Annotated in this window: 18 protein-coding genes; 2 read left to right on the top strand and 16 right to left on the bottom strand. The window is 60.4% G+C overall.

All coding sequences use genetic code 11. The features are described from left to right. Positions 1 to 156 precede the first annotated feature (156 nt). The 3 genes from P0111_04090 to P0111_04080 are packed head-to-tail and all read right to left on the bottom strand — an operon-like array spanning position 157 to position 1519. The gene (locus P0111_04090) at positions 157 to 456 is read right to left on the bottom strand and encodes a hypothetical protein (protein ID MDF0643185.1); all 300 of its coding nucleotides are present in this window, start codon (positions 454 to 456) and stop codon (positions 157 to 159) included. A gap of 20 nt (positions 457 to 476) precedes the next feature. Then, positions 477 to 1190: a YkgJ family cysteine cluster protein gene (locus P0111_04085; GenBank protein MDF0643184.1), complete on the bottom strand. Its 714-nt coding sequence runs from the start codon at positions 1188 to 1190 to the stop codon at positions 477 to 479. Between the two features lie 44 nt (positions 1191 to 1234). Beyond that, positions 1235 to 1519, bottom strand: coding sequence for a hypothetical protein (locus P0111_04080; protein MDF0643183.1), 285 nt, complete (start codon positions 1517 to 1519; stop codon positions 1235 to 1237). Here P0111_04080 and P0111_04075 point away from each other — a divergent pair. Beyond that, complete coding sequence (locus P0111_04075) at positions 1518 to 1679, top strand: hypothetical protein (GenBank protein ID MDF0643182.1); 162 nt, start codon at positions 1518 to 1520, stop codon at positions 1677 to 1679. The genes P0111_04080 and P0111_04075 overlap by 2 nt on opposite strands. A gap of 61 nt (positions 1680 to 1740) precedes the next feature. On the opposite strand, the gene P0111_04070 is transcribed toward P0111_04075, so the two are convergent. The 11 genes from P0111_04070 to P0111_04020 form a co-directional block, all read right to left on the bottom strand. Further along, positions 1741 to 3084, bottom strand: coding sequence for a hypothetical protein (locus P0111_04070; protein MDF0643181.1), 1344 nt, complete (start codon positions 3082 to 3084; stop codon positions 1741 to 1743). A gap of 147 nt (positions 3085 to 3231) precedes the next feature. Next, a complete protein-coding gene (locus tag P0111_04065) occupies positions 3232 to 6201 on the bottom strand; it encodes a hypothetical protein (GenBank protein ID MDF0643180.1) in 2970 nt (989 codons plus the stop codon). Between the two features lie 202 nt (positions 6202 to 6403). Continuing rightward, positions 6404 to 8425, bottom strand: a complete 2022-nt coding sequence (locus tag P0111_04060) for a hypothetical protein (GenBank protein MDF0643179.1) — start codon at positions 8423 to 8425, stop codon at positions 6404 to 6406. An 86-nt stretch (positions 8426 to 8511) separates the two neighbouring features. Further along, positions 8512 to 8802, bottom strand: a complete 291-nt coding sequence (locus tag P0111_04055) for a hypothetical protein (protein ID MDF0643178.1) — start codon at positions 8800 to 8802, stop codon at positions 8512 to 8514. A gap of 107 nt (positions 8803 to 8909) precedes the next feature. Beyond that, positions 8910 to 10067, bottom strand: coding sequence for a WSC domain-containing protein (locus tag P0111_04050; GenBank protein ID MDF0643177.1), 1158 nt, complete (start codon positions 10065 to 10067; stop codon positions 8910 to 8912). Positions 10068 to 10136: 69 nt separating this feature from the next. After that, complete coding sequence (locus P0111_04045; GenBank protein ID MDF0643176.1) at positions 10137 to 14114, bottom strand: caspase family protein; 3978 nt, start codon at positions 14112 to 14114, stop codon at positions 10137 to 10139. A gap of 406 nt (positions 14115 to 14520) precedes the next feature. Continuing rightward, positions 14521 to 16149: an efflux transporter outer membrane subunit gene (locus P0111_04040; GenBank protein ID MDF0643175.1), complete on the bottom strand. Its 1629-nt coding sequence runs from the start codon at positions 16147 to 16149 to the stop codon at positions 14521 to 14523. After that, positions 16146 to 17417: an efflux RND transporter periplasmic adaptor subunit gene (locus P0111_04035; GenBank protein ID MDF0643174.1), complete on the bottom strand. Its 1272-nt coding sequence runs from the start codon at positions 17415 to 17417 to the stop codon at positions 16146 to 16148. Before P0111_04035 ends, P0111_04040 begins: the two co-directional genes overlap by 4 nt. Further along, the gene (locus P0111_04030; protein ID MDF0643173.1) at positions 17414 to 19114 is read right to left on the bottom strand and encodes an efflux RND transporter permease subunit; all 1701 of its coding nucleotides are present in this window, start codon (positions 19112 to 19114) and stop codon (positions 17414 to 17416) included. The genes P0111_04035 and P0111_04030 overlap by 4 nt, the downstream gene beginning before the upstream one ends. Next, positions 19098 to 20597: an efflux RND transporter permease subunit gene (locus tag P0111_04025; protein MDF0643172.1), complete on the bottom strand. Its 1500-nt coding sequence runs from the start codon at positions 20595 to 20597 to the stop codon at positions 19098 to 19100. Before P0111_04025 ends, P0111_04030 begins: the two co-directional genes overlap by 17 nt. Before the next feature lie 437 nt (positions 20598 to 21034). Further along, on the bottom strand, positions 21035 to 22648 hold the full coding sequence (locus tag P0111_04020; protein ID MDF0643171.1) for an efflux RND transporter permease subunit: 1614 nt from the start codon (positions 22646 to 22648) through the stop codon (positions 21035 to 21037). Between the two features lie 480 nt (positions 22649 to 23128). Between P0111_04020 and modA the strand changes: the two genes are divergently transcribed. Then, entirely contained in the window at positions 23129 to 23953 is an 825-nt protein-coding gene (gene modA / locus P0111_04015) for a molybdate ABC transporter substrate-binding protein (GenBank protein MDF0643170.1), read from the top strand. Between the two features lie 110 nt (positions 23954 to 24063). Here the strand turns inward: modA and P0111_04010 are convergent, their stop codons facing one another. After that, entirely contained in the window at positions 24064 to 24555 is a 492-nt protein-coding gene (locus tag P0111_04010; GenBank protein ID MDF0643169.1) for a response regulator, read from the bottom strand. 419 nt (positions 24556 to 24974) lie between these two features. After that, positions 24975 to 25496 (bottom strand): hypothetical protein, encoded by a 522-nt coding sequence (locus P0111_04005; protein ID MDF0643168.1) that lies wholly within the window; start codon positions 25494 to 25496, stop codon positions 24975 to 24977. Between the last annotated feature and the right edge of the window lie 10 nt (positions 25497 to 25506).

The raw sequence follows: 25506 nt of genomic DNA, 5'->3' as shown, positions 1-25506 counted from the left end.
ATTCTCTTCCGTTCACCCTTGCATAGGCTTTTCATCGGTCACCCCCCTGTGAACCGCTCATGTCTTCATACCCCTTCACTCATCCAGCCTGTGAATAATTTCACGTAGATTTGTGTGAACGTTCCTTTCTGTCCTGACACATTTCTCTCCCGTTCCCTATCGTACCGGCGTGGCCGGCTTCATACCGGGCATCACCCGATCCTTATCCTGTACAGAAGGAAGCTTCCTTTGCGTAGCGTCGAATTCTTGCTGCGTCTTATCGAACTTCTGCTGTGTGGCGTCCGGTTTCATCCGGGCTCCCGGTCTGGACATGCCCTCCGGCGGCATCGGTGATGGCGACGAGGAGGCCAGCGCGGTCTGAACGTCCACACCGACCGAGACGCTCAACAGGGCAAGCGCCGCTGCCAGCCGGCGTGACTGTTCCTGTCCGGACTCCGCCCTCTTCTTCCGATCCATGATTGCCTCCTTGTCGAATGTTAGACGGCTTCCATCCAGGCTACGATAGCCTGGATGTGCAGCGCCAACTTCTGTTCCACCTGTGTCGGCCCGATCAGCCCGTTCTGCTCGCAATACCGGCCGACGACCAGGTCCATATCCAGCCAGTCGGGAATGTCTTTCCCATCGCTGCTTGCCAACTGGCTCATGACATCACCAACCTCGCGCTGAGATCCGCCGGCGCCGCCTGTTTTGGCGACCAAGGCGGCGGCCATGCGCGCGACCAGCTCGATGTACCGGTCGACCGCTTCGATGAACGGGTGCGCTCCTTGCCGCGACAGGAACGCGTCGACCGTTCCGCTCGTCCCGTATTCCCCTTCGGTCTGTGGATGAGGGATCAGCTCATGAAACCGCTCCGCTCCCTCTGCCGTCACCCGTCGTCCCAGCGGATAGAGTCGGCAGACCAAGGGGCGATCGGCGTGCACGGCGCATCCCTGAGGAGCCAGAAACACGCAAGCACCCTCCTCGTCCCGTCGGAGCGACGTGCCGTTGGATTCCGTGTGGCGGGACAGAAACTCGGTCGTCGTGATCCCTCGGTTCATGGCCAGCCGGCCGACTTCATACGGATTGAGGTGAATGATCTTATCGTGGCAACAGCGGCAGCAGGCGCGACAGGCGTAGGAAAACGCGCTCTGCCGGTCGTACCGGGCTTCTATCGGCCCGACAAGAGGAAGGTTACGCAGCGGCGACTTCAAGAATGACCTGCCTTGCGTATCGACGGTAACCGGCCTCCCGATCGCTAGCGGTCCATGACGGGTGGATCGGTCAGCTCAGATGGTTGTGACTGCGCCGCCGCCCCGCCGCCTGTCAACTTCTTTTTCTTCTTCTTTGAAAAAAGCCCGCGCGACTGGACCTCTTTGCCGTCGGCCTTGCCGGCTGCCTTCTCTTGAAAGGATGACTCCGCGCCCGACTTTTGAGGTGCCGATGACGGATGTCTCCCTGTCGGAGATGCTCCGGCGACCCCGCCGAGCGGCGCCGCCAACATCGCCACTAACACGATCCAGGTCATTCCTGCGAGTCGCATGGTACGATCCGTTCGCTTCATAGCCTGTTACGGCACCACGATCCCATCCGATACGCCTTCTAGGCCGACGCTGTCGATCAAGAAGGCCTACGAGGTCAACGCGTCCTGCGTGCAGGCACCCACCGACGTTGCCACACGCATGGTGTTGGGTTTCGCATAGGTCTCTCCTTTGCACACTCGCTCGTTAGTCGTCCGGCCAGTCGGAAGGTTCAACACAGTTCCTAATGCGGATTGGCCTCAATCGGGTACCCATTCAGGATCGCGCCCTTGGTCGGGTGGTCGCGGTCCGTGACCACGAAACTGACCTGGTTCACGCGCCCGTCGTCGTATTCCAGCACGAGTGTCCAATGTTCGAGCCGGTAGCGTCCGGAACCAGGAGCTACGCGAGCCTCGTGGGCGTCCTTCCTGTCGCCCGCTCGCTCCGGCAACATAATCCACATCAGCTTTTCATCACGGAAGGTGCCGTCCGTCAGAAACGTGCAGCCCGGCACGGTGCCGATGCCACTCGTATTCCCCGGCGCCGGCCAATGGTCCTTGCGCCGTACCTCGCCGTCGAGCTGCATCCCATCCAGGCTGGGGCGTGCAAGAAACCGCTCGCCCGTCCGCTCCTTGCCACCTTCCGTGTAACGATGCTCAAGCGCTCCATCCGGGAGCACAACATACTGGCGTGCTTCTTTGCCACGGGTGATTGTGAGCCGCTTATTATTGAGCTGGTAGGTCCCCCAACGCTCGGGCCACTGCGCGCGGTGCGCCGCGCGATCGAAACCGAGCAGCCCCTCGCCCGGCATCCCCCACAGCGCCGCGCCGTCGGCAAACAGGATCAGTTCCGAGACCACGGGTTTGTTGGCAAGCCCACCAAGCCCGTAGCGCAGTTCATGGGTCGTCGCGGTCCAGACTCCGGCCATGCGGCCGGTGCCCGGTGTCCCGAGCGGGCTAGGCTGGCCAAAGACGGGCGTCTTGTCACGCGTCCGCGCTGTAGCACTTGTGACAGGGCGGGGGCGTACCGAGTTGAGAATCGCGTCGATCGCCGTCTGGTTCCGCTCGACTGCGCCCGGCGTCCCGAGCACAAGAAATCCCTCCATGCGGCCATTCATTTCGACAACGCTCAACACGAGCAGATAGACGACGCCTCCCTCTTCGATTGCCGCCGAGTCGATGGTCCAGGTCCGTCCCTCGTCATCCTTGTCCTGTTGCGTCGGATTGGCCTGAACCACATGACGACTGCCCAAGGCGCTGGCCCAGAGCTGCCGATGTGCGTCCACTCGCGTGACTGTCGCCCCGACAACCATGCCGGTCCCCACCGGCGCAATGGCCAACTCGTTCGCGGCGCCGACGGGATGGATCAGCCAGCGCTCACCGTCGATCTGCGAGGTCCACCCGGCTGGCACCTCAAGGCTGTAGCGCGGTAACTGCAGTCGTTCTTGCGCAACCGCGACGGATCCGGCAAGCAACAGAATCAACAGAAGTAAATTCTTTGTGCAAGCCAGCACGAGGTCTCTGCCCTGCCTCCCCACCCGCCAGGCTCGATCGCATCGAACTTTAACGGCACGCCATTCACGGGACACTGCACTGTTCCTCGCCGCCACTTTCGACGACGCCGTCGCCTGTTCTTGCGCCCAGTCGGCTGAGGAGCAAGCACCCGGTGCAGCAGCGGGCGATCAGCAAGCCGCTCACTGGAAACGAGCCTCTCTTTGCCAGCAGGGTCGCCGTTATCAATAATCAGAACACGGGGCCTGCTTGCAGACGATGCCGTCTGGTACGCCTCTCGGTCCAATGATCGTGACTGTAAAAGTGTACGCAACTGAAGAAAATGTGTTTCTCCACCAGCGTACGTTGACATAAGGAGAATCGCTGCCGGCACGATCAGCCCATGTATAGGCGCCGGACGTGCCATATTTATAGGTCTGCTTCACGTCGACAAGACTGACGACCCACCCGTTACTAAGTTTCGTGCTCAGATAGAACTCGTCATTGCCTTTGGCACCGAACCAATCACCTGCGCCATTTTGCTCAACGCATGGGACCAAAAAAGTATACTGATGCTCACCTTGAATCCTGCGGTCCGGGGTGACGGGACTGCAACCGATATCCCTGTGCCTCAACGTAGGCTCAAATCGGAAGCCGACAAGATTGCTCATCTTCGCGTCAGCTGTACGTTTTACATACACTGTTCCATTGAATCCGAGCAGGCCGGTTGCCTCCGACCCATCGGGCACGGACGTAAAGATCTGCCCGTCACTCCAGATCGTGACCGGCGCCTTCACGTCTTTCCCATTCGCGATGACAAAATGGATCTCCCCGAGACCTGGTCCAAAATTACTCCCGTTGATCATGACCGGATCGCCCGGCTGACCTTGCGTCACGCTGAGCGACGTAATCACCGGCGTCGTCGACCCAGGCTGTTGTGGTGGAGCCATTGTCCCGCTTCCCGTCGATGAGCTTCCTTGTGTGGGCGTTGAGGCGCCGGAGTTCGGCGGAGCTTGCTGAAGCGTCGGGTTCATTGCGTTCTTTGGGTCGACAGCCATCTTGGTCCCTGATTGACCTGCTGGAGGTTGATTCGGTGTTGAGGAGCCGGACCCGGGCGCCAGATATGATGAACCTAACAAAGCAGGATTGACCGGTACGACAGTCATCTCTATGGGTTGTGAGGATGCCGGAGGTGTGTATGGTGGCTGTGACGGCGGGGTTCTCTCCGCGGGCGGTGTAGAGGAAGCTGTTGTTGCCGGGGGGGGCGTTCCCGGCGGCACATAGGGGTTCAACGGCCCGGTGACCGCGATTCCATCGGGCACGCCACGCGGCCCGACGATATAAAGCGTGAACCAATAGCGAGCCCCCACGAAGGGCCCGTGTCCCCACCGGACATTGAAAAAGGGCAATGGGGTCCCGACGCGGCTATCTGCGACAAAGGCCCCTCGACAGTCGGGATAGGAGCAGGGATCGATCTTTAGCCTAATGTCTTTGACTATCCAGCCGTTGCTGAGTTGTTTCGAGGGGAAAAAGATGTCGTTGCCTTGCGATCCATTCAATCCGCCGAATGAATTGTTGGGGTGTTCGATTTTCGAGCCGGTCAGGATGCTTGGATCTGCAAGGGAGACATCTTGGCCCTGCGCAAAGCGGATTTCACGCGGCTCTTCGACCGCGATGAACTTGAACGGCACGGCGTTGCTGAGCGATGCTCCCACCTTGATTGCCACTGTGCCCTGATAGGGCAGCAGTCCTGAAGTGGCGGGATGGATCTTGGCGACCACGACCGTATCAGCCCAAGCTTCCACAATGCCCGTCCCCACAATATTGGGACCGAGCTGGAAAACGACCTCGCCTCCTGGGCCGAAGTTCGTGCCTTCGATGATCACTTGGGTGTCCGGCTGGCCTTCACTCTTGTTGATCTTGGTAATCACCGGATTGAGACCGCGCGACCGGATCATGCCTCCGGGTTTGGCTTGCAGCCGGTTGAGGAGTGTTTGATTCTGCGCGCGCTCAGCCGTCAGTCGCTGCTGGTACTGTTGCTCGATCCCGGCCTTGAATGCTTGGAACTCGGCCCGGCTCTGCGCCTCCACTTGCGCCGCCGCGCGCTCCCCGCTGGCGCGTTCCTGCTCGGCCACGGCGGCGGTCTGCGCTTGAACGATCGCAGGATCGGCCGGGGGATGTTGCACATTGATAGTGCCGCTCACTGGAGGACCGGTTTGGGCCAGTCTCACTCGCACGAACCACAAGGCACTTTTCGCAATGTCCTGCAGCGTAACGTCATAGTTCAGACGGACTTGCCCGCTGCCCGACTGAGACAAAGGAGCCGAGGGTAGATGCTGAAGGGTGACGACGACCGCTGGGCCTTGCGACTGTACCTCGACCACTATCGGCCCCGGCTGCGTCACGGCAAAGCCGAACGAGTCGCTCTCCGGACCTTGCACGGTGAACTGCTGCGGAAACGTCGGCATTTGTGCAGCAGGTTGTCCGCCCGGACCCGCCTTGCCTCTCATTTGCGGCATCGCTCGCGTGCCGATCTCCCCTTCCGTCGTGCCCTGATCTTGTTCCGGTGATTCGTCCAATCCTCTCGATCTGACCGGTGAGGTTATACCTACTCGCGCGCGAAGTTGGTCCACTTGTGGTTGAATCTTCGCATACAGCGCCGCACGTCGCTGCTGCTGGAGTTGTTCAAAGTGCGCTTTGCGTTGCTGAAAGGTCTGGTCCATCTGCGCCGCCGCTCGGGCCCCCGCCGATTGGATCTCTTGGGGGGACGGCTGCTTCTGTTGGGCGACCATGGCTTGAACCGCCTTCTGCACAGCCGCCTGGTCCACCGGCGGATGCTGTACCATGACAGACCCGGTCGACCGCGGCCGTTTCCCGGCCGTGAGGCAATCCTCTTCACACCAAGCTTTAATTTGGACCTGCCAAAGGAAGCTCCGTTGCACATCTTGCGGCGTCGCCGTGTAGAAAATCTTGAGGAGACCAGTGCCTCGCTGGATGATCGGTTGACCGCCGGCCGATTGGAGCGTCACGACGACCGGAGTGCCCTGCGCTTGCACCTCAACGGCAATCGGACCGGGCTGCGTGACCGCAAATCCATATGAGTCAGATTCCGGGCCCTGCACATCGAATTTCTGCGGGAATGTCGGCAGCTTGACAGTTTGGCCGGCGGTTCCCGGTTTCGGCTGACGCTGGCCTGCTTGACGATCCGCTGACATGACCAATCCAGGCAGAAGCCAGGGGACCGCAACGATGGCACATATCAACACACTGCGAGTCCATTGACGTTGGAAGTTCTGTCTCATAGCTTCTCTCCTTTTTGACACGGTGCCGATAGGTGACGTGCTTGAAGCAAGGGACGGACAGTTCATCATGACCACCTTGACTGCGGTGGAACCGTTCCATTCGTCCGAAGCGGTTTCATGATTTCTTGATGCATCCGACTCCCAGCGCACGAAGCTCATCTCCGACCTTGGTCGAATAACGTCCGGTCGCCAGATGGTCATAGGGTCCCTGCGCATGGGGCATGGTGCCGAATCGACAGATCGCCGCGCCAGGGTTCGACTGCTTGAAGTTGTCATACGTCTCGAAATCGATGCGAGCGGGCTGCGCCATATGGCAGAGACGGCAATACTTCCCTACGAAATCACGATAGAGATCCTCGTGGCCGCGCCAGCCTGCGGGAACATAATGGACGGCCGCCGCATTCGCCATCCCGCTCGGCGCCCGATACATGCCGTCGATCATGCGAGCGATCGGACGGTTTGGATTCTCCTTGCTAGGACTCGTTTCAGCCACCAGGAGATTGAGGTCGCGAAACTTCACTTCCTGATCCACGCGGCGAAATCCCGGAATCTCATGGTAGAGAAAGTTGTAGACGTCAAATGGCAGGAACGAGGCGCCGCGCACCGTGTGGGTCGGCTCATCGTAGGTGCCGCCGTGGCAGGCGAGGCACATGTGGGGCGCGAATTTGGGCCCTTCTCGGTCCAGCGCCACGTTGGGAACGAGTCCACCGTTTTGGTCGTAGACGTAGAACGTCACCTGCCGATGGACCGTGATCGACACCACAAATGACCCCACTCCGTTTCCCGGCCGATCGTCGTTGACACGAAGATACAAGCGCCCACCGGCGGCGCGAATCGTGTGGGTATGGCGGTCGCCGATGAAAAAATACGGAGGGCGAGGTTTGCACGGAGGGGTCTGGCCGTACTCATCGTACGTGACGACGCAGTCGACGTCCTGATAGGCTCCGGCGTCGTTCGGCTGACCGATCCGTGCGATCAAACCGAAGGGCGACGCATTCCTGATCGGCAGTTTAGGATTGTCCGGCCTCGGCCCCCATCCGGAAGGACCGTTGTTGCCGGTCAGACATTCACCGCCCCAGATGGATCCACTTGCCGAGAATTCGATCACGTCGCCCGGAATGACATCGATACCCGTGTCCACATCCTGACGGCTGGGAGGTCCCTCACTCCGGCTGCCGACGCAGACTTCGGGATTCGGCTGCGTAAACAACCCGTCACGCTCCCGGACGACCACGGTCTTGAGCGGGGGCGCCGGATGGTATTCCATCGCCACCGTCGCCAACGGCTTCGGCGATGCCGGTGCTGAACCGGTTCCGGTCGAAGGACGAGCGTTTTTCAAGGTACCGGGCGCACTGAGGGCGCCGGTCGCCGGCTGTTGGAGAGAGCCGGGCGTGACGAGACCTCCAGCGGCTTGGACGGCTTCTATCAGCGCGGCATGAGGGTCCGGATAGGCGGGATTCGCTCCTCCATTGAGAAATGCCGGTGGCCCATAGTTGGAGACATAACAGGCGACCCCGCCCATGTTCCGACGGCAATGCATATCACGGCCGATCCGCAGGTCGATGTTGTTGAAGTACGTAGCCCTGACTTCTCCCTGTCCGGCCGAAAAACCGTTGCGGACCTTGAATTGATTCAGCGAGTCGGTGAATTGTTCGACGCATGAAAGCCAGCGATCGCTGCATTTGGCAAGCCCGAGGTTGCGAAAATATTCGAAGGATTCATCGAGCGACCCAGCCCCGCGACGACTGAGCCAGCAGAACGGCCGGCCCTCGCAGGGGACCGGCATGGCGAATCGTTCCGATAGGAACTCCGGGACGACGAGGACCGGTGAAACGGTGGGGGGTGGAGGCGGAGGCGGGGTGACCGGCGTGAGTTGCGGTCCTGATGGAGGGCTCGAAGGAAGCGGTGTGAATCGATCCTTCGGCGGGAGAATCGGACGGTCGGGATTTTGGACGCCGCGCGATTCGATGCCCTCGATTTCCGAAGCTGCTCCGTCCGTGCCTGGAGCAGCCACGCTGCCGGCAGCGGTCTGTTGCGCGACGCCGTCTTCCGGTTTCTCCGCTCGATCGCTCGCGGTACAGGCGACCGACAGCGAGCAGCCCAGGACGAGCAAGGCATCACGAACTGCGATTCTCATACTCAATCCGGGTTCTGCCATTTGGATGGCCGCCGCTTCGCATGGAACGCCTCGCGGGCATTGAATTCATACCTCACGGTTCATCTTCAATACACCACAAAGTCATTTTCCAGATTCTCCCGCCTCACCGTCGGGTTCTGGCCGCCCTGGGTGAGGGTCCGCACCTGCTCGATGAGATAGGCCTGCAACTCGCTGACAGTGATCGTCCGGTCCTTATTGGCATCGGCGCCGTGGTTTTTCAAGCCGTTCAATAGCGCATACGTAAACACGCCGTTCTTCCACTGCTCCCCTTCCAGGCTGTATTCATTGCCGCTGGAACTGGAAATGACCGCCGCGCCGATCAGGAATACGGCGAACATCAATATGACGTTTCTCATCGCTAACCAATCAGCCCTGCTGGCGAAATTCTCCGGGAAAACGAACGCTGCGAATCATCGCTAAGCGCCATGTTGCCTACCTCGATCACGCCGATGGGTCGACGCCACTACAAGGAAACATTCCAGCTACAAGTGAACGTCGCGTCACCCAGCGGGTTGTTCCAAATCCATGTGGCCCCGGTCGCCTGTCTTGTTGAGCCGTTCGACGCCGCAACGACGAACGAGGTGCCCGATGAAAACAAATGCTGTGGCTGCGCGAATGCGCTCACCGTCGCCCACATCCTCGGATCGGGCCGCAATGGATTCAGCAGGTGTCCTGTATAGGGCACGGTGGTAGAGAATGACGGCGTCGTGGTTAGCCGAAACGCGGGCTGTCCCGTCGCAGGGTTTGTGACCACGGGCGCTTGCCAAGTCTCCATGCGCGTGGCCGTCCCGCCCCACGTGCCACGCCACTGTCCGCCCGCGCCTGTCTGATCCATGAATCCGCTGACGCTCATCGTGTATTGAAACTGATAAGTCTTCATCGTCGGCGTCGACGAGATCGTCGCCACTTTCTTCCAGCGGTGCAACTCGACGCCGTTGTAAGTTCCCGCAGCGCCTCCCGTCGTCATGTAGGTTCCTTGCGCCTTGACAAGACACTGGCCTCCATCCGTGGGCGCGGGCGGCGGCGCGCCAGTGAGCGAAAGGCTGTTAGCCCATTCCCCGCCGCATACCTCGTTCGGATTGCCCGCGCATCCGAGGTTGCAACTTCTAGGCGGAGAGGCCGAGGCGGCTTCGCCGTACTTTCCGAAAGTGTTGCCGCAGAAACAGGAGCTGCCGTACTGCGTCGCGGCAAAGGCGAATCCATACTGTGCGCACGAGCTGCGGCAGGCTTGATTCGTCATGCGCGTGTAATCGATGACCCACGAACCAGCGAGATCGCGACTCGCCGCGTCGGCCATGCAGGCGAACGCGCCACCGGTGATTGCCGGTTGTTGAACGAGCGACGGCGGTGGCGCCACCATAGGAATATGGCCGCGACCTAGACGCTCTTCGAGCGTATCGGGCCGTGCGGGATCCCTGGGAGGTTTCAGGGCGCGCGGCTGGACGTCTTCGTGCGGAGCGGCGTCGGAGGGAGTGGGTGTTCTGTCATCGGCGGACATTGCCGCCGCCTCAGCAGTGTCTGGTGCGAGCGCGCCGGTGACGACGGCCAGATACACGATCGCAACCGTAAGTAATCCTCCGAAAGCTAGCCCCACTATCCATGGGCACCTTACGTGTCTCATATTGGTCCTCCTCTAACCCATCAGTCGATCCATCGACGAAAAGGTTCAATGGATCGGGCTCCTGCCCGTTCAATACACGACGAAATCATGCTCCAGATTCTCCCGCCGCACGGTCGGATTCTGGCCTCCTTCCGTGAGCTTGCGCACTTGTTCGATCACGTAGGCTTGCAGTTCGCTCACGGTGATGGTTCGGTCCTTATTGGCATCGGCGCCGTGGTTCTTCAGGCCGTTCATTAGGGCATAGGTAAACACGCCGTTCTTCCATTGTTCCCCTTCCAGGCTGTATTCGTTGCCGCTGGAACTGGAAATGACCGCTGCGCCGGTGCCGCGCCGCAGATCGGCGAACCAATCCTGTTGAAACTTCACCATGTCTGTGGGGAGCCGCGGTTCAGTCGGTGTGTTCCCCTGCCCATCGCCCACGTCCGCAACCAGACTGACGCCCCGCGCTGCCTTAAACGACCGCATGGTGACCGTGCCGGAACCACCCGCGTCGGCTTTGGCCACCAACACCGCCTGATCCTTGTCAATTTCGCCGGAGAAACAGGTATCGAGCAGTAAGACTTTCTGGAGCGCGGGAATGCCGTCGAGCAGGAGTTCAAATTCCTCATAGGGCAGGCCGTTCGCGGCAGGCTGTTTGGGATCGATGTCGTGCGTGCCGAAATAGTAGTTGGACTGTTCATCGGTCATCCCGTGCCCCGCGGCGAAGACGATCACCAGATCGTTGCCCCTGGATCGCTTGAGCCAATCCTTGGCCTTCAGGATTTCCGGTCTGGTCGCTTTCTCGTTCGTCAGGTCCAACAGATGGACTTTCCCCTTCACGCCGGGACGCTCCTCGACCGATTTGTACAGGGCCAGCAGGTCGTTCGCATCCTTGGCCGCATACCGCAGATTGTAGGCTCGGTTCTTGTACTCGCTGACACCGATGCCCACCAGATAGACGTCCGGAGGCGCCATCTCCGCCATGGATGTCGTATAGACCGTTTCGCGCAGCGACTCGGTTCCTCGCTGATTCAGCACGGAGACTTGGATCTTATTGCGTCCCGACACGAGAGGCACCTCGATCTCCCGCTCATAGGTCTGTGCCGTCCGGTTCAGGATCGGCACACCGGACGTGCCGTACACTGGCACGTCGTTGACATAGACCTGGAGGCGATCGAGCGGGTACTTGGTATCGGTGGCTTTGACGCGGAGCGGCAGGATGCCGCGGGTGACCGACACCGGGACGTCGCCGCCCCGGATGTGAATTTCCGGCAGGTGAAAGTCGATGCCGAGCGCCTGGTCGCTGAGCCCCATTTTCTTGAGCCGTTTTTCGTAGGCGAGCCGATAGCTCCTGACGAGATCCTGGGATGCCATGCCCAAACGTTCCAGCACGATATCAGGCCGATTGAATCGCAAATCAAACTGCTCGAAGGGGTACAGCTGATCTTTGACACGAAAGGCGACGCCTTTGATCCGGCTCTTGGATGCCCGATAGTACTGATCCGGCGTCACCGCGACGAAATCCTCTCGTCCGAGCGCGATGAGCGAGGCGACTTCCTTGCCCGAGCGCAGGTTCCAGAGGCGAATCGCGCCGTCTCCGCCGGCGCTTACGATGAACCGGCCGTCAGGGCTGAAGACCAGGGAGCTGACCGCTCCCGTATGCCCGACCAGTTGGAGGACATCCTGGCCGGTCGAGACATTCCACACCTTGATGATTTGTCCGTGGCCTCGCGCCGCCCATCGGCCATCCGGGCTGAACGCCGCGCCTCTTCCGCCGATGTTCAGTTCCATGTTTTCGGTGAGGCTCAATGGATCGAACTGAGACTCCGGCATCTTCTTTCTTGACGGGCGCACCTTCTTCCCCGTTGCGACCTCCCACACGGCCTTGCCTTTCACGCCGTCGGTCACGAGGAACGTCCCGTCGGGACTGAAGGCCAGGCTCGTCGCGCCCTGCATCTCGTCACCGAGTCCGTCGAACAGTTCCGAGGGGTCGTCCAGCGTCACGATCTCGCCCTGCGGCATCGCCATCGATCGAGACGGCGCTCCCAGGCCGAAGGGCAACAGCGATTTGAGGCTCCCGGCCTCGTCAAGCATCAGTTGATTCTCTTCGTCTCGCAGCCGTTGCTGCTGCGCTCTGTCTTGCAATCGGCTCACATCGCGGAGTTCACGGACCAGCTTGCCGGTCCGTACATCCCACAGGCTCGTGCTTTCGGACCTTCCGATGGCGACCAGCTGCCCGTTTGGATGGACGGCAAGGGTTCGAACCCATTGGGCGGACTCTTTCATCTGTTCAAGGGTTTCCCGATCGATGGAGGGTTGCTTCGAGGGGTTCTCCAGATACGCGAGCGCCTTGACCGATTCATTCGGCAGGACTATCCGACGAAGTTCATTTCCGGAGGAGAGATCCGCGACGACCAGTTGATTGCCTCGACCGACGACGATCGTCCGGTCGTCTCGCGCGATGCGGAGATAAACCGGCGTGAACTGATCCGGCGGAAGCGGCTGCGCCAGCCTGTTCAATCGTTTGCCGCTGATGAGATCCCACAGCCATGCCGAACCGTTCACACAACCGGTGGCCAACCGGGAACCGACGCGGTTGACGGCGACGGAAGAAACCGCCATCCCGTCGGGGCAGTCGAAGGTGCGGACCAGTTGCCCGGTGGGAAGATCCCAGAGCTTGGCGCTTCCCCCGTGCATGCCGGCCACGATCGATTGTCCGTCGGCCGTCATGGCCAGATCGGACACTTCGCTCGCGCCGCCGGCCAATCGCGTCTCCTTCCCGCCGGCCGCCTCTTGCAGATAGGGCGCCCCACCGCTCGCCGCACCGATCACCCAGGTTGTACCGTCGGGACTGAAGTTGAGCGACGTGGCCTCGAACTCCCGCACCGTCCGACCGGAGGGGAACTCGAACAACTTGGCGGTGCCGTCGCCTCTTCCAATCGCGAGAAACTTTCCATCCGGACTAAACGCGAGGGAATGGGTCATGCCCATTCCCTTCATCCCGACCTCTCCTAACGAGATGGCCACGGTGGGCTTGCCCGTCTCCAGATCCAGCACGCGAAGCGATCGCTCGACATGCTGTTCCATCGCAAGATAGCGTCCGTCCGGGCTCAGCGCTCCGCCGATGCCGTCCGACGCCGGCGTAAAGGGCCACGAACGCCGCAGCTTCTTTGCCGGCACATCCCAGACGAGCAATTCTTGCTTGATGGTCGGGATGGAGGGCTCGCTGAAGAAACCACCCAGGCCGGTCATCGCCCCGAGCGACGAGCCGATGGTCCCGATCACGCTCTGGGAGGACATTTCTGTGTCGGTCCGGACCGTGATCAATGTCCGGCCGTCTCTGCTGAACACGAGCGGCTGCTGCATGGCTGAGTCAGGGATCGTCCATATCGTTCGACCGGTCCCGAGATCGACGACCGACAACGGCCGAGCCCCGCCGAGTGACGGCCGGTCGTTGAATTTGACTTCGGCCGTCTCGCTCACCGCCGCAATGCGAGCGTCCCCGCTCACGGCCCCTCTGCCGTCCAGGCCCGACCCTCCCGCGCGGATCTCCCGCCCTGACGCCACGTCGAAGACTTTGACCGCTCCGCTCATCTCATGGGTCACCACATGCGCGCTGTCTTCGCTGAACGCGACAAGGTCGGCCCCCTGACCGAATCCGCCGAATCCCGTAAAATTCCGAACCTCCTGTCCGCTCGTGACATCCCAGATCTTGACGGTCCCGTCCTGGCTGCCGCTCGACGCGATATACCGCCCGTTCGGGCTGACCGCCACGGCCTGGATCGCGCCCGCATGGCCGGTCTGAAAGACCACCTGTACACCGTCGGTGCTGACCGCCGTCTGGCGGGTCGGGGCCTGGCCCATCATCTGCTTCATCATCCGCTGCATGTCCGCCTCGCTCGGAGCTTGAACGTCGTCCCTGCTCGGTCCGCTCCGCCCGAAGGAAGGCGCTACGGCGCACCCGGCGACCATCAGCAGCATGGAGGCGATCATGAACCTGCTGCCGAGGCTGACGGCGTCCCGACACCGCTTGGTCCGGAACTTAGGCCGGGCCTGCGGCGCAGCCATCGCAGGCTCAAGGTCTGAAGGGTTCATCCGGCGGCTGTTGAGGGACACGAGTTGAAGGAAGGAGGAGCTGACGAAGCCGTGGTCGCAGCGCCGCATGGCACCTTCTGGGATCAGCTCAATGCGTGTGGCACTGAATGTCGGCCAGAGGGTACGCCCAATCGAACCCAAACCGAAATGACCCTAAAGTATGGTGAGGCCGTGAGGCGGAACATCGAGGTCTGGTGGGTCTGTTTGTCGTCAGAGGCACTGAAGTGTGTCATTCCCACGGAAGCGGGAATCCAGTCAAGGCCTTCTCCTCAACATTCAGTCTTGATCGGGGCGTGGATGCCCGCCGACGCCTGCGCTCGACTGCGATCGGGGGCGGGCATGACGCAGGAGGAAACCGACTCACTACCCGGAGGAGTATCTACTTATACGGGATGGCGGGCCTGGTGAGATCGTTATGGACCCAGTTGTTGTCCGCATTGACGTCGATACCGCCGGCCGGCGACGGCTTGGAGAGGTTGACGTATTGAAACGTCCCGAACGGCTGAATCTGCTCATCGGTCGGCAGTTGCTTGCGATTCCAACCTCCGCCGAGGGCGCGGTGGAGCGCCACCGAAGATCGCAGCAATTCGGCCTTGATCTGCACGGCTTCGATGCGCGCGATGAGGGTTTGGACCTGCGCATAAATAAGTTCCAAGCTTGACGCCAACCCGCCCTGATAGAGTTCCATCGTCAAGTCTTGCGTCTTGTAGTAAGCGCCGACGGCGGCGTCCTGCCGATTGGCCGCGAGGGTCAACCGATTCGTCAGGCTCAAATTGTTCTCGACCTCCCGGAAGGCGTTGAGCACCGTCGAGCGGTAGCGATCTTCCGTCTCGCGATAAGCCGACCAGGACCGCTGCAGTTGGGCGCGGCGATAGCCGCCCTGAAAGATCGGCAGGGACGCGGACGCGCCATAGGACCACATGGCGGCGGTCAGCTTGGCGATATCGAAGCCGGCGCTCACGATCCCTCCGTCGGCTGCAAACGTGACATTGGGGAAAAAGGCGGCCCGGGCGATGCCGATGGCGCGGTTCGCCTCCGCCATCCGTCGCTCCATGCCGGCGACGTCGGGCCGGCGCTCGAGCAGGGTCGATGGCATGGTTTGTGGGATTTTGAAATTCGCCACGCGAAGCTCATCGACCGGCTTGACCGAGAAATTGGCCGGCGCCATGTTGACCAGGATGGCGATCGCCTGTTCCGTCACCTGGCGTCGGCCTTGAATCTGGGCGAGTTTCGTTTCCGTGCTGAACAGTAGCGATTCCACGCGGGCGACATCGAGCGCCGACGCGATGGCGCCGGCGAACTGGGACTTGACGAGAGCCAACGATCGTTTGTAGAGGGCGATCGATTCGGTATAGATCGCCGTCTGCGCATCGAGCCCGCGCAGGGTGAAATAGTCCGCCCCAATTTCCGCCTGCAGGCTGAGCCGAGCAAGGCCCCAGTCGGCGGCCCGCTCCTCAGCGCGGTAGATCTCAACGCGTGTCGCGTTTCGGATGGCCGACCAGAAGTCCGGCTCCCACGAGGCGAGCCCCGCAGCGGCCCCGACCGGCCCCGAAAGCGTCACATCGCCGGGGATGGCCAACGGATCAACATGGTTATGACTGTCCGCGGCTTTTCCGCCTACGCCGACGTGAGGGATCCGCTGAGAGCGGACTTGCATCATGACATCGCGGGCTTGGACGAATCGCTCGGCGGCGGCCTGCAGGTCCGGGTTGGCCGCCATGGCCTGCTCTTCGAGCCTGTTGAGGACCGGATCGTCGTAGACCTGCCACCAATCGGGACGCAGCTCGTCATCCGACGGCTTCGCTTCGACGAAAGGACTCGCTCCATGCCATGAAGCAGGGACGACATATTCAGGCGGTTGATACGCAGGCGCCAGATCGGCATGCGGCAACCAATCGCTATTGCAGGCCGAGAGATTGATTGCGAGAAGGAGCAGGCCGTTGCGCCATCGACGTGAGAGGGCGCTCGGTGACCCCGCCGGCTTCGTGAGCGTGCGGAAGTCGGTCATGGCACCTGCGAGGCCGGCGTGGCCGTCTGTTGTTCTTTAGCCGATTGTCCGTGTTGTGGAACGTCCTTCGGGGACGACGGTGGCATCGACCCGGGCGAGTCCGTGTTGTTGAGGAGATCATAGCCCGATGCCGGCGTGACGACACGCACCTTGTCGCCGTCAAGCAACGCGGCGCTGGGGTTGTTCACGATGCGATCGTCGTCGGAGAGCCCGCTCGCCACTTCGACGACGCTGTCCATGAGTTTGCTCACGGTGATGGGTCGCAAGCGCACGCGGTCGTCCTCCGTCACCACGGCCACTTGCGTGCCGTGCTCTTGGAACACCAACGCGGTGGACGGAATCATGTGTACTTGTCTGTCGACGGGCGCGGTGATCTCAACTTGGGCGTAGGAGCCTGGCCAGAGAGCATGGTCTTCATTGTCGATCGTGAAGACGGTGACCGCCGTCCGTGTACCGACATCGAACCCACGAGCGCTGGTCAGGAACTTGGCGTGGAAGTGACGATTGGGCAATTGCGGAACCGTCACGTCGGCCGTCAAGCCCGGCTGGAGGAAGGGCCCGAACGCCTCAGGCACGTTGACGAAGAGACGCAACATATCGACCACGGCCACCGTGTACAGGTTGGTTTTCGCATTGGGGGTGCTGAGAGTGCCCTCCTTACTGACCAAATCCCCGACGTTGATGTTCCGCTGGATCACCACGCCGGCAAAGGGGGCGACGATCGTTTTGAACCGGATGAACGCCTCGATGTTCCTGACCTTTTGTTCCGCCGCCTTGACCTTCGCTGCCTCGGCTTTCAGGTTCTGTTCCTGCACCGTGATCGACTGCTCGGAGACGGCATGATTGGGGCGGAGCGCGATCCAACGTTTTGCGGTCACCTCGGCAAGCTTGTACCGGGCGCGCTCCGTGTCCAGATCCGCCTTGGACTGCGCATATTCCGCGTCGAGATCCGGCGCGTTGATCTCCGCGAGGATGTCGCCTCGGTTCACCGTGTCTCCGTAGTCCTTGTACCACATCTTCACATAGCCCGTGACGCGCGCATAGATCGGAGCCTCGTACCACCCCACGAGATTTCCGGGAAGCGTGATGCTCTCGGTCGCCGGTCTCGGCTTCGGCTTGACGACGGCGACGGTCGGGACGGCGTCTGCGAGCGTCCTCTCGCGCAGCAGAGCGGCGTCGCTTCTGCTTTCGTAAACTCGGTAGCCGATATAGAGCGCGCACAGCAGGATCGCTGAAACGACGAGGCCTTTTCTATTGAGCGTCTTCATGATGAGGTCCGTCCCTTTTGTCGAGCCGTTTGCCTGGTATAGAGGATCGCATACACGCAGGGCACGAAGAGCAGCGTGAACAACGTGGCGACCAATAAACCGCCGATGACGGCCCGACCCAGCGGCGCGTTCGTGGAAGAGCCTGTCGCCATGGGAACCATCCCAAGGATCATCGCCGAGGCGGTCATGAGCACCGGGCGAAGGCGGGTCTTCCCGGCCTCGATCGCGGCCAACAGGGCGTCGCCGTGTTCTTGAATCCGCTCGCGAGCGTAGGATACGACCAGGATGGAATTCGCGGTGGCCGTGCCCATGGTCATGATGGCCCCGGTCAGCGCCGGCTCCGAAAGGCGGGTATGGCTCAGGAACAACGACCACGCGATGCCGGCCAATGCTCCCGGCAAGGCCGTAATGATGATGAACGGATCGAGCCAGGATTGGAAGTTGACGACGATCAACAGATAGACCAGCGCGATGGCGGCAACCAACCCAAAGATCAGTTGGAAGTAGGCCTCGTGCATCAGCGAGGCCTGGCCATGAATTTCGACCTCGGCGCTCCGAGGCTTCTCGTGCTCCATACCCTTGACGACCTGCTCCACGTCCGTCAGCACGCCGCCGAGGTCTCGCCCTTCGGCCGAGACATAGATGTTGAACAGCGGCATGATGTTCCCGTGCGTGATCACGCCCGGCGTCCCTTCCGCCGTAATCTCGGCCAAGTTGCCGAGCAGCTGCACTTCACGCTCGGTCGAGGCGTTGTCCGAGGAATCGACCGGGACGGTCTTGAGACTATTGACGCTGTTGATCTGAGCTTGCGGGGTGTACACATTGATCAGGTATGACATGCCGGTCGAGGGATCGAGCCAATAGATCTGGTCGACCTGTTGGCTTCCGGCGGTGGTCATGAGCAGATTGTCGGCCATGTCCTTCAGGGTCCTATTGACGCCGAGTCCGAAGGTGCGGTCGCCTTCGACCATGAGGGTCGGCGTGCGCATCGTCTGCTGGATCACCACGTCCACTGCGCCCGGGATGTCGCGAAACTTTCCGACCAATTTACGGGCGAACTCATAGTTGGGATACATGTCGGGGCCGTTGACCTGTACATCGATGGGCGCGGGCGCCCCGAAGTTGAGAATCTTTGCAGTGAGATCCGACGGCTGAAATGTGAACTCGGTTCCCGGATAGCGCTCCGTCAGGCCCTTGCGCAAGGTGCGCCGGTAGTCCCACACCGGGGACTTTTCATTTTCCAGGAGGATCGTCAGATCGCAATCCTGAGAGCCGATCGTCGGCGTCGGAATGAAGGCCAGATTGTGCGGCCCGACCGGCAGGCCGCAGTTGCTGACGATGTTTTCCACCTGACCCGGCAGCAGTTCTTCGATGCTGCTGGAAACCAGCGTGGCTAGACGTCCCGACACCTCGATGCGTGTCCCGAGGGGCGCCCGCATGTGCATCTGGATGACCCCCGACGGAATTTCTGGGAAGTAGTCGCGTCCGAGGAAGAAGAAGAGAGACAGAGAGGCCAGCGCGACCGCCAGCAAGACGCCGACGAAGGGATTGCGATGCGCAATCGCCCATTCGAGCCACCGGCCATAACCATCGCGAAATTGATCGAACCGGCGCTCGAACCCCTTCTGAAAGCGGACAAAGATGTTCCGCGACGGTTCCGCGTCAGAGTGTCCGTGCTGTTCAGGCGGTTGCGACATGGTGACTCTTCAAGAGATATTTGGCCATGGTCGGCACCAGTGTGCGCGACAGGATGAAGGAGGCGATCATCGCGATGATGACCGCCTCCGCCATGGGCTTGAACAGGTAGCCGGCGACCCCGCCGAGTTCGAAGAGCGGGAGCCAGACGATCGCGATGCAGAGCGTCGCGACGAGCGTCGGCACGACGATTTGATTGGCGGCGTCGATGATGGCCGTTTCAAGCGGCTTGCCCATTTCGAGATGGCGATCGATATTCTCAATCATCACGGTCGCATCGTCGACCAAGATGCCGACGGCCAGCGCCAACCCACCCAAGGTCATCACATTGATCGTCTCCTCGAGCCAATGAAGCCCGATAATGGCGGTCAGGATCGACAGCGGAATCGACGTCCAGACGATGACCGTCGCCCGCCAGGAGCCGAGGAGCAGGAGAACAATGACCCCGACCAGCGCGCCGGCGGTCGCCATTTCGTGCACGACGTCGAAGATCGAATCCTTGACGAAGGTCGAGGCGTCGTCGAGAAGCCGAATCTTCACACCTTCCGGAGAGATTTGCTCGGCGCGTGGGATCATCTGCTTGATCCCGTTGACGACATCCAAGGTCGAGGCTTCCGTGCTCTTCATCACGACGACGATGACGGTCTGTTTGCCCTTCACCAGCACCGCGTTCTGTTGCACCCGGCCCATGAGGCGGACCGTGGCGACGTCGCGCAGATAGACGTACGCGTTGCCTTCCCGCTTGATCGGGATATCGCTGAAATGGTCGATATGCAACGGCGACGCGTTCGTCAAGACGATCCAGTCGGTCGGTTTGATCTTGATGTCCCCGGACGGCAGCACGAGGTATTGCTGCATGAGGACCTTATGAACATCCGACGGCGTAAGATGCCGCGCGAGCAATTTCTGCTGATCGAGGTTGACCATGACCTGCATGGCCTGGCCGCCGTAGGGCGCCGGCAGGATCGCCCCGTTCACCGTCACGAGCAGGGTACGGATGCGCATGTAGGCGAGATTATAAAGTTCCGCCGGCGTCAGGTGGTCTGAGCTGATTTCGAGCATGGCCACCGGGATGGACGACGGCGCAAGCCGCATCACCATGGGAGGCGAAATATCCGGCGGCAGCGCCTTCACGACGTTCTGCGCAATGCCCACGATATCCGCTTCGGCCCGGCCCACGTCGATTCCGTCCTGCAGATAAATATTGGTGATGCTGATGCCGTAGTAGGAGTGGCTGTGGATGTACTTAATGCCTTCCACCGTCGAGGTCAGGAAGCGCTCGAACAGATAGGTGATGCGCCCTTCCACCTGCTGCGGCAGCAGACCGGAGTAGAGCCAGACCACGGAGGTGACAGGAATCGTGATGTTCGGAAACACGTCGGTCGGCATGTGGAGCAACGTGAGGCTCCCCATTACGAAGATAAGGATGGACATGACCACGAAGGTGTACGGTCGGCGGAGGGCGATGAGGACGATCTGGTTCATATGCGAAGTCCGGCCTAACCATGCAGATCTAGCAAAACCCCTACCCGTTCTTGCGCATCCGCCATATCCAGCGTGAACCAGAGTCAAGCTGCAGGGTTTATCAGCGGCGGAGGGTAATCTGTAGAGTTTGTTGACTAGGGAAGCGGGACGGACTCTGACCGTTGTGCAGCTACGCACAGAACCTATTGTGCGGAACCTCACATGTTCGAAGACGCGTGGATCGTGCAGATGGATCGAGGTCCAAACGATGACCCTGGGTCTTCCCCGAGTCGAGCGGCAACAGCTCGCTGAGGCCCTCAGAAACGTTCGGCTTGGGATGCAAGATCTCATTCGGCCGGATGGCGCCGCGACGCAGGCTCGTCGCCGCGATGCCGGTGTCCGGAGGGGCATAGACGCAAGCGCCTCTTTCCTTATGTGCACCACGGCTGCCACGGATCCTAGCCCTTAACCGGCGACGGCTCATTTTTCAAAAGGACCTGCAGCTCAGCATCCAGGTGACCATCCAGCCGACCATTCGGCTGACCATTCGGCTCCCCATCTTGCGAGCCGATCGGCGCGGTTGCGACATGGTGACTCTTCAAGAGATATTTGGCCATGGTCGGCACCAGTGTGCGCGACAGGATGAAGGAGGCGATCATCGCGATGATGACCGCCTCCGCCATGGGCTTGAACAGGTAGCCGGCGACCCCGCCGAGTTCGAAGAGCGGGAGCCAGACGATCGCGATGCAGAGCGTCGCGACGAGCGTCGGCACGACGATTTGATTGGCGGCGTCGATGATGGCCGTTTCAAGCGGCTTGCCCATTTCGAGATGGCGATCGATATTCTCAATCATCACGGTCGCATCGTCGACCAAGATGCCGACGGCCAGCGCCAACCCACCCAAGGTCATCACATTGATCGTCTCCTCGAGCCAATGAAGCCCGATAATGGCGGTCAGGATCGACAGCGGAATCGACGTCCAGACGATGACCGTCGCCCGCCAGGAGCCGAGGAGCAGGAGAACAATGACCCCGACCAGCGCGCCGGCGGTCGCCATTTCGTGCACGACGTCGAAGATCGAATCCTTGACGAAGGTCGAGGCGTCGTCGAGAAGCCGGATCTTCACACCTTCCGGAGAGATTTGCTCGGCGCGCGGGATCATCTGCTTGATCCCGTTGACGACATCCAAGGTCGAGGCTTCCGTGCTCTTCATCGCGACGATGATGACGGTCTGTTTGCCCTTCACCAGCACCGCGTTCTGTTGCACCCGGCCCATGAGCTGCACCGTTGCGACGTCGCGCAGATAGACGTACGCGTTGCCTTCCCGCTTGATCGGAATATCGGCGAAATGCTCGATGTTCAACGGTGAGGCGTTCGTCTGGACGATCCAGTCGGTCGATTTGATTTTGACGTCCCCGGACGGCAGCACGAGGTATTGCTGCATGAGGATATCGTGAATATTCTTCGGCGTAAGATGGCGCGCGAGCAATTTCTGCTGATCGAGGTTGACCATGACCTGCATGTCCTGACCGCCGTAAGGGTGCGGCAGCACGATTCCCGGCACGGTCACGAGCAGGGGGCGGATGCGCATGTAGGCGAGATTATAAAGTTCCGCCGGCGTCAGGTTTTCTGAACTGATTTGGATCATGGCCACCGGGATGGACGACGGCGCAAGCCGCATCACCATCGGAGGCGAAATATCCGGCGGCAGCGCCTTCACGACGTTCTGCGCAATGCCCACGATATCCGCTTCGGCCCGGCCCACGTCGACCCCGTCCTGGAGAAAAATATTGGTGATGCTGCTACCGTAGTAGGAGTGGCTGTGGATGTACTTAATGCCTTCCACCGTCGAGGTCAGGAAGCGCTCGAACAGATAGGTGATGCGCCCTTCCACCTGCTGCGGCAGCAGACCGGAGTAGATCCAGACCACGGAGGTGACAGGAATCGTGATGTTCGGAAACACGTCGGTCGGCATGTGAAGCAACGTCTTGACGCCCCACAGCACGATAAGAATCGACATGACCACGAAGGTGTACGGTCGGCGGAGAGCGATGAGGACGATCTGGTTCATATGCGAGGTCTGCTTGAAGCGAGCTGATTGTCCGTCATTTAGCCACCACTTGTCTAGCTTGTCCAGCCGGTCGGTCCAGGGATCTTCCTAGGGTATATAGCAAGCAGCTTACCTGCTTTCGTCGTCGGTCGAAGGAGCGTCTCATCGAGGCGCTCGTTCCGATAGCCGCAGGATATGGCCCAATAATCAGCGTAGTCCGGCAGTCGGTCCTATCAAGTACCATCTTCGTCGCGAGACCCGAAGACTGAATTTGTGATATTACGCACTGGGCGCATTGTGCGAAAACTCACATTTTGCCCGGTCGGCCCGGTTATGGCGAAGCGAAGTCACCACCGAATTGTTCTCGAAATGAACAGAGTTTGATGGACTTCCTCCATTCATCTCCGGAAACCGTTCATTGGTATTGATCTTGCGACGAATTCCTACCGTCAGCGGCCGGTCATGGGACACGTGCGGCAATCGGACTCGACGGAGGACAGCATGGGGCCAAGAAATTGGACAGGCGGCTTGGCGATCGCGATTCTGACCACACTCGCCGGTGTCGGCAACACCGCAAGTCCCGCTGGAGCCGAAACGGCCGCGGCAACTCAAGCGGAAGCCAAGTCTCTGACTGTCGCAGCAGCCCACAGTTTGAAGCCGGTATTTCACGAAATTCTGCCGATATTCGAGAAGGAGCATGGGGTAACCGTTCAGGTTCAATATGGACCGTCGCAAACGTTGCGCCAGCAGATCGAGAAGGGAGCGCCGATCGACGTGTTTCTTCCCGAAGGAGTGGAAGACGTCAGGAAACTGCAGAAGAAAGGTCTGACGCTCAACGGTGGAGCTCGTATCTTTGCACAGACCTCCCTCGTGCTCGTCATGCCCACCAATTCACCGGCCGCCTCGATTTCCTTTCGGGAAGCCCTTCCCAATCAAGCCATTCGCGTCGCTCTCGTCGACCCCAAAACCTCGGCAATGGGAGAGGTGACGGCCAGGGTGTTGGCCAAGCTCGATCCTGCTTCCAGAAACCGCTCTCGGCTTCTTCATGCGCAACACAGTGACGATGTCGTGAATTTGGTCGGCATCGGAAGCGCCGAAGTGGGTCTCGTCTACCGTGTTGATGCGATCAACAGCAGCCAAGTCCGAATTATCGATGAGGCCCCGGCTGGCACACATCTCCCCGTTCAATTCGGTCAGGCAGTCGTCTGGACTTGCCGCGACTCATCCCTGGACGCCGCGGAACAGTTCTTTGATTTCATCATGAGTCCCCGCGTCCAAAGGCTCCTGCTCAAATACGGTTTCGACTCCGTTCATGCCGAGGAGTGAGACCGATCCGTTCCCGTCGGTGGTCCAACCATTGTCGTGCTCGCCAAACCGAACCTCCCGTTGGTAAACATCTCAGCCCTTCTACGCCGACATGGTAGGAGGAGGAAGAACTAGGACGATCCCGAGCCCATGGAGAGACCGTGGGGATCCATCTCAACGTCAAGCCCAACATCAGGTTGATCGGAACGACGCTTCTCCTTGTCCATGCCGCCCACGGCGGCCATGGCCTTGAGGATGACCCGACTGAGCAGCTCACTGGAAGTTTCGTTCTTCTGCAGACAAGCTTGCGCACCGTTGACTACCGCAATGCCGAGGAGGGCCTGATTCGCAAGCCGAGTAAGGACAATGACGGGGAATTCCGGGCAGCGCGGTCGTGGGACCAGCTTCAGCAAGACTTCAAATCCGGAAATGTCCGGCAAGTCCAGTTCGAGCACGACGCAGTCGAACAGGCGAGCCCGGGAGCGAGCGAGACCTGTTTTCCCGTCCGCCGCTTGGAAGACTTCGTAGTCCGGTGAACTCAACTTGAGCCCGTGTGCGTAATATTCCCGCTCTTGATGGTTGCCGTCGATGATGAGAATAGATGCCGACCCGTCGATGGTCATGTATTGCGGGAAAAGCAATGAACTGCTGAACTACTTTAGCGGGTATTGTGTTGCTGATCGACTGGGACGAACCCTAAGGGTGCCATGAGAGCGACCATCCTCTCCCCCAAGATAGTATTGCGGATGTGGCTCATCGATGCGTGATGGGTGGTCGTGCGCAAAGCAGACTCCCCCAGGGCTTAAGGAGAAGGGGCTTAAGGAGAAGGATTGGTTGGAGCGGTCCTTTGTTGTTCCGGCGGAATGGAAGTTTGAATGGGCCGAGGAAACCAATCTCGCAGAAGAAACCACGCTACCAGCAGCATGAAGAGTACGACAACCAGTCTGGACCACCAGACCGACCAACGATCGTCAATCAAGCCCATACCCGATATTCACCCATAGGTCTCTCCAACAAGTGAACTAGGGAAGACCCCAGCCGCTCATTTCTCTTCTCGGATGGCGTCTTGATTGTTCACCGCCTGAAAGTCGTTCGCAAACGCCGTCACCAGATCTTCCACCACTTTGGCGGCATCAGGTAAGCTCTTAGCACCGGGCGTCCCGATCACGCCCTGTTCCCAGGTACTCGCAAACATTTTTCGCTGCGGCCGATGTGCCAATAGGACCGACTGCTTGAGCGCAACCGTGACCACGTACACATACTGGTCTGACTGAATCTTGTACGTGCCCACCCGCACATACAGAGAAGGTTTGGACGGGGTCGTCGCCTGTTCCGCCGGCGTCAAGATCCTCATGCCACGTGATTGCAACGGACGTTCTGCGGCGGCGCGAATCAGCTCCTCCGACAAGCCGTCCGTTTGAGCATCCGGCGGAACTTCCTCGATGATCACCGCAACCCCGGGAAGATCCCGCAAGGATTCACGTTGAATCGGGGATGTTGCGTGGGCCAAACCGGACTCCAGGGCCAGAAACACGATCGCGATCAGCCATGTGAAAGATTGCATAGGATCACCA

It is taken from the genome of Nitrospira sp., assembly GCA_029194535.1.
Lineage (GTDB): Bacteria > Nitrospirota > Nitrospiria > Nitrospirales > Nitrospiraceae > Nitrospira_C.
This window is presented reverse-complemented; position numbering and strand designations above follow the sequence as displayed.

What these genes read in the sequence shown, in the direction of transcription:
- P0111_04090 (MDF0643185.1), bottom strand. Translation starts at nt 456, where the DNA reads ATGGATCGGAAGAAGAGGGCGGAGTCCGGACAGGAACAGTCACGCCGG.
- P0111_04035 (MDF0643174.1), bottom strand. Translation starts at nt 17,417, where the DNA reads ATGAAGACGCTCAATAGAAAAGGCCTCGTCGTTTCAGCGATCCTGCTG.
- P0111_04075 (MDF0643182.1), top strand. Translation starts at nt 1,518, where the DNA reads ATGGTACGATCCGTTCGCTTCATAGCCTGTTACGGCACCACGATCCCA.
- P0111_04060 (MDF0643179.1), bottom strand. Translation starts at nt 8,425, where the DNA reads ATGAGAATCGCAGTTCGTGATGCCTTGCTCGTCCTGGGCTGCTCGCTG.
- P0111_04045 (MDF0643176.1), bottom strand. Translation starts at nt 14,114, where the DNA reads ATGGCTGCGCCGCAGGCCCGGCCTAAGTTCCGGACCAAGCGGTGTCGG.
- P0111_04030 (MDF0643173.1), bottom strand. Translation starts at nt 19,114, where the DNA reads ATGTCGCAACCGCCTGAACAGCACGGACACTCTGACGCGGAACCGTCG.
- P0111_04025 (MDF0643172.1), bottom strand. Translation starts at nt 20,597, where the DNA reads ATGAACCAGATCGTCCTCATCGCCCTCCGCCGACCGTACACCTTCGTG.
- P0111_04005 (MDF0643168.1), bottom strand. Translation starts at nt 25,496, where the DNA reads ATGCAATCTTTCACATGGCTGATCGCGATCGTGTTTCTGGCCCTGGAG.
- P0111_04055 (MDF0643178.1), bottom strand. Translation starts at nt 8,802, where the DNA reads ATGAGAAACGTCATATTGATGTTCGCCGTATTCCTGATCGGCGCGGCG.
- modA (MDF0643170.1), top strand. Translation starts at nt 23,129, where the DNA reads ATGGGGCCAAGAAATTGGACAGGCGGCTTGGCGATCGCGATTCTGACC.
- P0111_04050 (MDF0643177.1), bottom strand. Translation starts at nt 10,067, where the DNA reads ATGAGACACGTAAGGTGCCCATGGATAGTGGGGCTAGCTTTCGGAGGA.
- P0111_04040 (MDF0643175.1), bottom strand. Translation starts at nt 16,149, where the DNA reads ATGACCGACTTCCGCACGCTCACGAAGCCGGCGGGGTCACCGAGCGCC.
- P0111_04020 (MDF0643171.1), bottom strand. Translation starts at nt 22,648, where the DNA reads ATGAACCAGATCGTCCTCATCGCTCTCCGCCGACCGTACACCTTCGTG.
- P0111_04065 (MDF0643180.1), bottom strand. Translation starts at nt 6,201, where the DNA reads ATGTCAGCGGATCGTCAAGCAGGCCAGCGTCAGCCGAAACCGGGAACC.
- P0111_04010 (MDF0643169.1), bottom strand. Translation starts at nt 24,555, where the DNA reads ATGACCATCGACGGGTCGGCATCTATTCTCATCATCGACGGCAACCAT.
- P0111_04080 (MDF0643183.1), bottom strand. Translation starts at nt 1,519, where the DNA reads ATGCGACTCGCAGGAATGACCTGGATCGTGTTAGTGGCGATGTTGGCG.